The sequence below is a fragment of the Anaerotignum sp. genome, from assembly GCF_031981185.1.
GTDB lineage: Bacteria > Bacillota > Clostridia > Lachnospirales > Anaerotignaceae > Chakrabartyella.
Genome location: NZ_DALYUL010000002.1, coordinates 114,763 through 120,199 on the forward strand (window position 1 = coordinate 114,763; position 5,437 = coordinate 120,199).

Annotated in this window: 4 protein-coding genes; all 4 read right to left on the bottom strand. The window is 41.0% G+C overall.

Translation table 11 applies throughout. From position 1 onward, the window contains the following. Positions 1–737, bottom strand: a 737-nt coding sequence (gene preA, locus RTK36_RS01565) for an NAD-dependent dihydropyrimidine dehydrogenase subunit PreA (RefSeq protein WP_331654906.1), incomplete at its 3' end; no start/stop codon positions are given. A gap of 1 nt (position 738) precedes the next feature. Further along, positions 739–2,016 (bottom strand): NAD(P)-dependent oxidoreductase, encoded by a 1,278-nt coding sequence (locus RTK36_RS01570; RefSeq protein WP_312043620.1) that lies wholly within the window; start codon positions 2,014–2,016, stop codon positions 739–741. A gap of 291 nt (positions 2,017–2,307) precedes the next feature. After that, positions 2,308–3,570: a Zn-dependent hydrolase gene (locus RTK36_RS01575; protein ID WP_312043622.1), complete on the bottom strand. Its 1,263-nt coding sequence runs from the start codon at positions 3,568–3,570 to the stop codon at positions 2,308–2,310. A gap of 179 nt (positions 3,571–3,749) precedes the next feature. Beyond that, entirely contained in the window at positions 3,750–5,348 is a 1,599-nt protein-coding gene (locus tag RTK36_RS01580) for an NCS1 family nucleobase:cation symporter-1 (RefSeq protein WP_312043624.1), read from the bottom strand. Between the last annotated feature and the right edge of the window lie 89 nt (positions 5,349–5,437).

A 5,437-nucleotide genomic window follows, 5' to 3' on the forward strand; every position in this document is an offset into this window, starting at 1 on the left:
ATTTGTGCAATAAAACGTAATGCAACAGGCTTCACTGCCGCACCGGAGTAACCTGAAATAGATGATTTTCCGTTTACAACAGGCATGGCTGTCATGTTTTCCAAGTCAATATTGGTAATGGATTTTATGGTATTGATTGCAGAAATACCTTTTGCACCACCCTCCATTGCTGCAAGGGCAGGAATAGTCATATCTGTAATGTTAGGCGTCATTTTTGCAATAAAAGGAATCTTGGTGGTTTCTGAAACCGCCTTGGAATAAGCCCGCACCAAATCAGGATTGGATCCAACGTCAGAACCCATGGCATGGGAGGTCATCTGAGGACAAGAGAAATTCCCCTCAATCAAATCCACGCCTACTTCATCACACATTTTGGCAAGCTTACGCCATTCATCTTCATTAGAACCCATGATAGAGGCAACCATAATTTTTTCAGGATAAGCCTTTTTCAGTTTATACATATTGTCAAAGTTTACCTCTGTTGGCTTGTCGGAGATTTGTTCCATATTCTTAAAGCCTAACCAAGGCATTCCTTCTTTTTTCACATGGTCAAAACGGGGTGAACACTCATCTGCAACAAAAATACCAATGGTTTTGTAGAAAACACCGCCCCAGCCCGTTTCAAAGGCCTTCGCCACCATTTCATAATTGCTGCCTACAGGGGATGATGACAGGAAAAACGGATTTTCACATCTAACACCTAAATAATCTATGGATAAATCTTTTTTAATCCCCATTTTAGTTCACCTCTTTCTGTGCAAGATACTTCATCATCTCTTCTGCCACAGCTTTTCCAGATGCAACAGCTTCAACCACGGTTTTTCCGCCTAAAACCACATCGCCGCCAGCGAAAATTCCGTCAATATTTGTTTTGCAACCACCTTCCGTCACAATCAAGCCTTTTTCATTTACAGAGAAGGGTGCCAAACTTGTCATATCCTCAGCCCCTTGTCCAATGGCAAAAACAACGGTATCCACTGCAACCTTTGCTTCTGATTCCCCATCTCTTCCTTTGAACTTCATAGCCTCAACTTTATCTATACCCACTACCTCAGCAGGAGCAAAGTTTGTGGTAATAGAGATACCCAAGGATAGCGCATACTGGAATTCAGCCATATCCGCAGGTGCTTCCTCAATGGTTCTTCTGTAATAAATATCAACCTTCTCTGCACCCAACAATTTCGCAGAAACCGCACAGTCCATGGCTACGTTGCCACCGCCGATTACGATAACTCTTCTGCCAGGATCATATGTACCCTCGGATTTTCTGGCTTTCTTCAAGAAATCCGCCGCCGCCAATACGCCGGGCAACTCTGTACCGGGAATCTCAGGCAGTTTTTCCAACCATAAACCAGCGCCGATAAATACAGCTTCATACTCTTTCTGGAGGGTTTCCACGGAAATATCTTTTCCAACCTTCGTGTTAAATACAAACTTCACGCCTAAGTTTTTCACTGTGTCGATATCATGGTCAACCACATGCTGAGGTAATCTTGCAGGAGCAATGCCATAGGTTAATACGCCGCCTGCCTTTTCCTCCGCTTCATAAATTGTAACTTCATAACCTTCCAACGCAAGCTTTGCTGCACAAGCCAGAGATGCGGGACCAGAACCAACACAAGCAACCTTAGCAGCTTTTTTCATTTCAGGTGCTTTTAATATATTCATCTCAAGAGCTTCTTCCTGCTCCACAGCAAATCTTTGCAATCTTCCAATTTCAATGGGTTTATCAATGCCGCATCTGCTGCAGGCTTCCTCACAAAGCCGATCATAAGGACAGACTCTAGCACAGCTGCCACCCAGCACATTGTTTTCTCTGATGGTTTCCGCCGCACCCTTTACATTTCTAAAGCGAATAGAGCGAATAAACTTTGCAGGGTCCGTACCTGCGGGACAGCTTTTGCTACAAGGGGCATCATGGCATAGTAAGCATCTTGAAGCTTCTTCCATTGCTGTCCTTGGCGTAAAGCCTTCAACAGCCTCAGAAACATACGTTGATTTAATTACTTTACTCAAATTCCTCAACTCCTCTCATATCTTCAGGCTAAAAAAATATGAGCCTGAACTTTCACCCAATTCTGTTATTTCTGGAACAAACTGAAAATGAATCACATTTTTCTTTCTGCATCAATAAATTTCAGTCCCTGTAGATAAAAATAATTTTCATCTTTAAAAACCATTTCTCTCCCAGTCATTCCATTCTCCTCTTTCTTTATTTTTTAAAAATGTGATGAAAGAGGGAGGCGCCTCAAAATTTTCAGACGCCTCCCAGCAGTCTTAGTCATAAAAAATGTTCATTTTCAAAAACTATTCTTTATCACACTTTAAAACCGCATTCAGCAATACGCTAATTCCCTCAGCACAAACCTGGTCACTTGTATGCTCAGGTTCACAATGGGACAATCCCTTTTCAGAAGAAACAAATATCATTGTAGTTGGCAAAACATATGCAGCAAACTGTGCATCATGGCCTGCACCACTATTGATATATTGATGTTTGGTATTTAATTCCTCTGCCGCTTGTTTTACAAAGCCCACCAGCTTTTTATCGAAATAAACGGTATCCCGATTCCACTGATCCACCACTTCACAACGGCATTTTGCCCATTCCTGGCCATCCAGACTTCGAACAATCTGATAAACCTTTTTCAGTACTTCCGGGTTCTCATGGCGAACATCAAGGGAGAAATCCACATAATCAGGAATGACAGTATGTACACAGGGATGAACTACTACCTCGCCTGTGGTATATACCAACTCGGGATAACCAAGCTTATCAATTTCCTCATGGAGATAGCAAAGTGCCTGTGCTGCTGCATAAAGGGCATCCTGACGGTATTCCATAGGGAATGTGCCTGCATGAGCCGCCTGACCATAAAACTTCACTCTGGTGTTAAACATTCCCAAAACACAGGTAACTACACCAACGTCTAATCCGGCATTTTCCAAAATAGGACCCTGTTCAATATGTAATTCAAACATTGCCTTATAGTTATCAGGATTTAAACGGTTTTCTTTTTTGCCTTTATACCCACTTTTTTCAAGAGCCTCACCAAAGGTTGATATTTTATCTAAAACACTTTTGGAAGCAAGCATATTTTCTTCCTTGAAATTCTTCGCAATTCCTTCCGGCAAATAGCCATTGCATACAACACCGGAACTCATCATTGCTGGAGGATATAAGGAACCTTCTTCGTTTGTCCATATCATTGCTGTTAAAGGATGCTTATGGGGTATGTTGTCAGCGGCTACAGTTTCCAAAACCTCCATCGCTCCAATGACACCTAAAATACCATCGTAATTGCCGCCATTCTTAACAGAATCCGCATGGGATGCCATAACAATTCTTTTTGCATTTGGATCACTGCCCGGTAGTGTGGCATACATATTGGCAAAATCATCAGTTTCAATGGTTGCGCCGATTTTTGTCATTCTTTCAATATAATATTCCCTTGCCTGTTTTGCCTCGTCAGATAAAGAATATCTGGTAATTCCTCCGTGGCCGGCATCACCAAACTTAGAAAAAGTTCTGATTTTGTCACTGGTTCGCTCTAAACTGCATTTGTACATCATTCATTCCTTCTTTCTATATTTTTTCTCTTTATTGAACGGGCCATTAGGATTTTCCGCTTTCAAAGCGGTATCCCCAGTTGTATTACATTCAATCCTAATACAATGCAATACAGAGGTGCAATATACACTGTCCGTTATGAACGAATCTTAATAACACATTGATGATGAAATAATGATTAATTATCATTCATCGTAAACCCTTTGTGTTCTTCTTCACTTACAAAGCCATAGCTTACATTACCTTGTGCTGATTTCATTAAAGCCACATAAACAATAATGGCAATTATGAAAGAAACCATATATCCGTTAGCAGCTAAAAATTGAATAAAGTTTGGCTTTAAATTAGAACCGGCATGATATTTTAATGCTGTATTTCCAAGTAGCGGAATAATAAAGGATACACCCCATGCAATCATTGCATTTTTATTCCAGCCACCGCTGTACCAATATCTACCGCCTTCTCCCTGATATAACCCTGCAACATCTACAAGCTGTTTCTTACAGATAAAGTAGTCAGCAATTAAAATTGCAGCAACAGGAGCAATAATGGTTCCATAATTGTTCAGCCAGTTAAAGATATAGCTTGCACCTGAACCGTAAATCCACCAAGGCTGAGTTACAAAGGTTGCAATCAAGCAAGTAATGATTACACCTCTTTTATAGCTAATTTTTTTAGGAGAGATATTAGAAAAACCATTTGCAGGAGCAACCACGTTTGCGGCAACACAAGTTGTTATAGTTGCCATAATTACACCAATTGCGCAGATTGCAACAAGAAGTTTATTATCCACATAATAGAATACACTGGTAGGATCAAACAACGCTTCACCCACTGTATATTTTGTTGCCTGTGCAAATAAAGCACCAACAAAAGCACACAGCGCCATAGGAATTGGCATGCCCACCAACTGTCCCATGAATTGACTCTTCTGGCTCTTTGCATATCTGGAGAAGTCTGGTATGTTTAAAGCCATGGTGGACCAAAAGGCAATATTTCCTGTTAAACCCGCCATAAATACAAAGGTAAAACCACCATTTTGTTCAATGAGTGTTGCATCATTTCCAACGGCAAATACATCCCCTAGGGAATGACCTGACCCGGAAATCGCATTTAATGACCACATTAATAAACCTAAAATAACAATGATCAGAATGGGGCCGCCAATATTTTGAACCCATTTTACTTTCTCCATGCCGTTGTAAGCAACAACGAAAACCAAAAGCATAAATAGGAAAAACCCGATTAATTGACCCACAACAACGCCATCATTGCCGGGAAGTGCAACTTTCATGCTTTGATCTGAAAACATGGGGATCGCAACACCAATTAATGCAGCAATGGCTCCCCCACCTACCCAACTTTGTACTGCTGTCCAACCACAGGCTATGATCGACCTTGAAAAAGTAGGTAACTGTGTGCCCTTATTTCCAAAGGTCATTCTGGAAAAAATAGGGAATGGAACACCATATTTTGTACCGATTTTAGAGTTTAGCTGAATGGGGACTAAAACAATCAGGTTGCCCAAAATAACGTTGACTACTGCAAGCATAGGTGATATACCCAAAGCAACCAAAGAGGATGCAAGGGCAAGGGATGGAACACAAATTGACATGCCAACCCAAAGGTTGCAAATGCTAAAGGCATTCCATGTTCTTTCATTTACAGTGGTTGGCGCCAAATCCGAATTATAATACTGAGAATTGCTGAGCTCGGCGGTTGCTTCCGGTGTTAATTCATAAAGACCGTTTTTTTCCTGCTGCGTATATTTACTCATATAACCCTCTCCATCTATTTTAGATTTTTTGGACTTAACCTTCTTTTAATTAATTTGCCCCAGCCAGGCTCACCTTTAAATTCTCCATT

What these genes read in the sequence shown, in the direction of transcription:
- RTK36_RS01575 (WP_312043622.1), bottom strand. Translation starts at nt 3,570, where the DNA reads ATGTACAAATGCAGTTTAGAGCGAACCAGTGACAAAATCAGAACTTTT.
- RTK36_RS01580 (WP_312043624.1), bottom strand. Translation starts at nt 5,348, where the DNA reads ATGAGTAAATATACGCAGCAGGAAAAAAACGGTCTTTATGAATTAACA.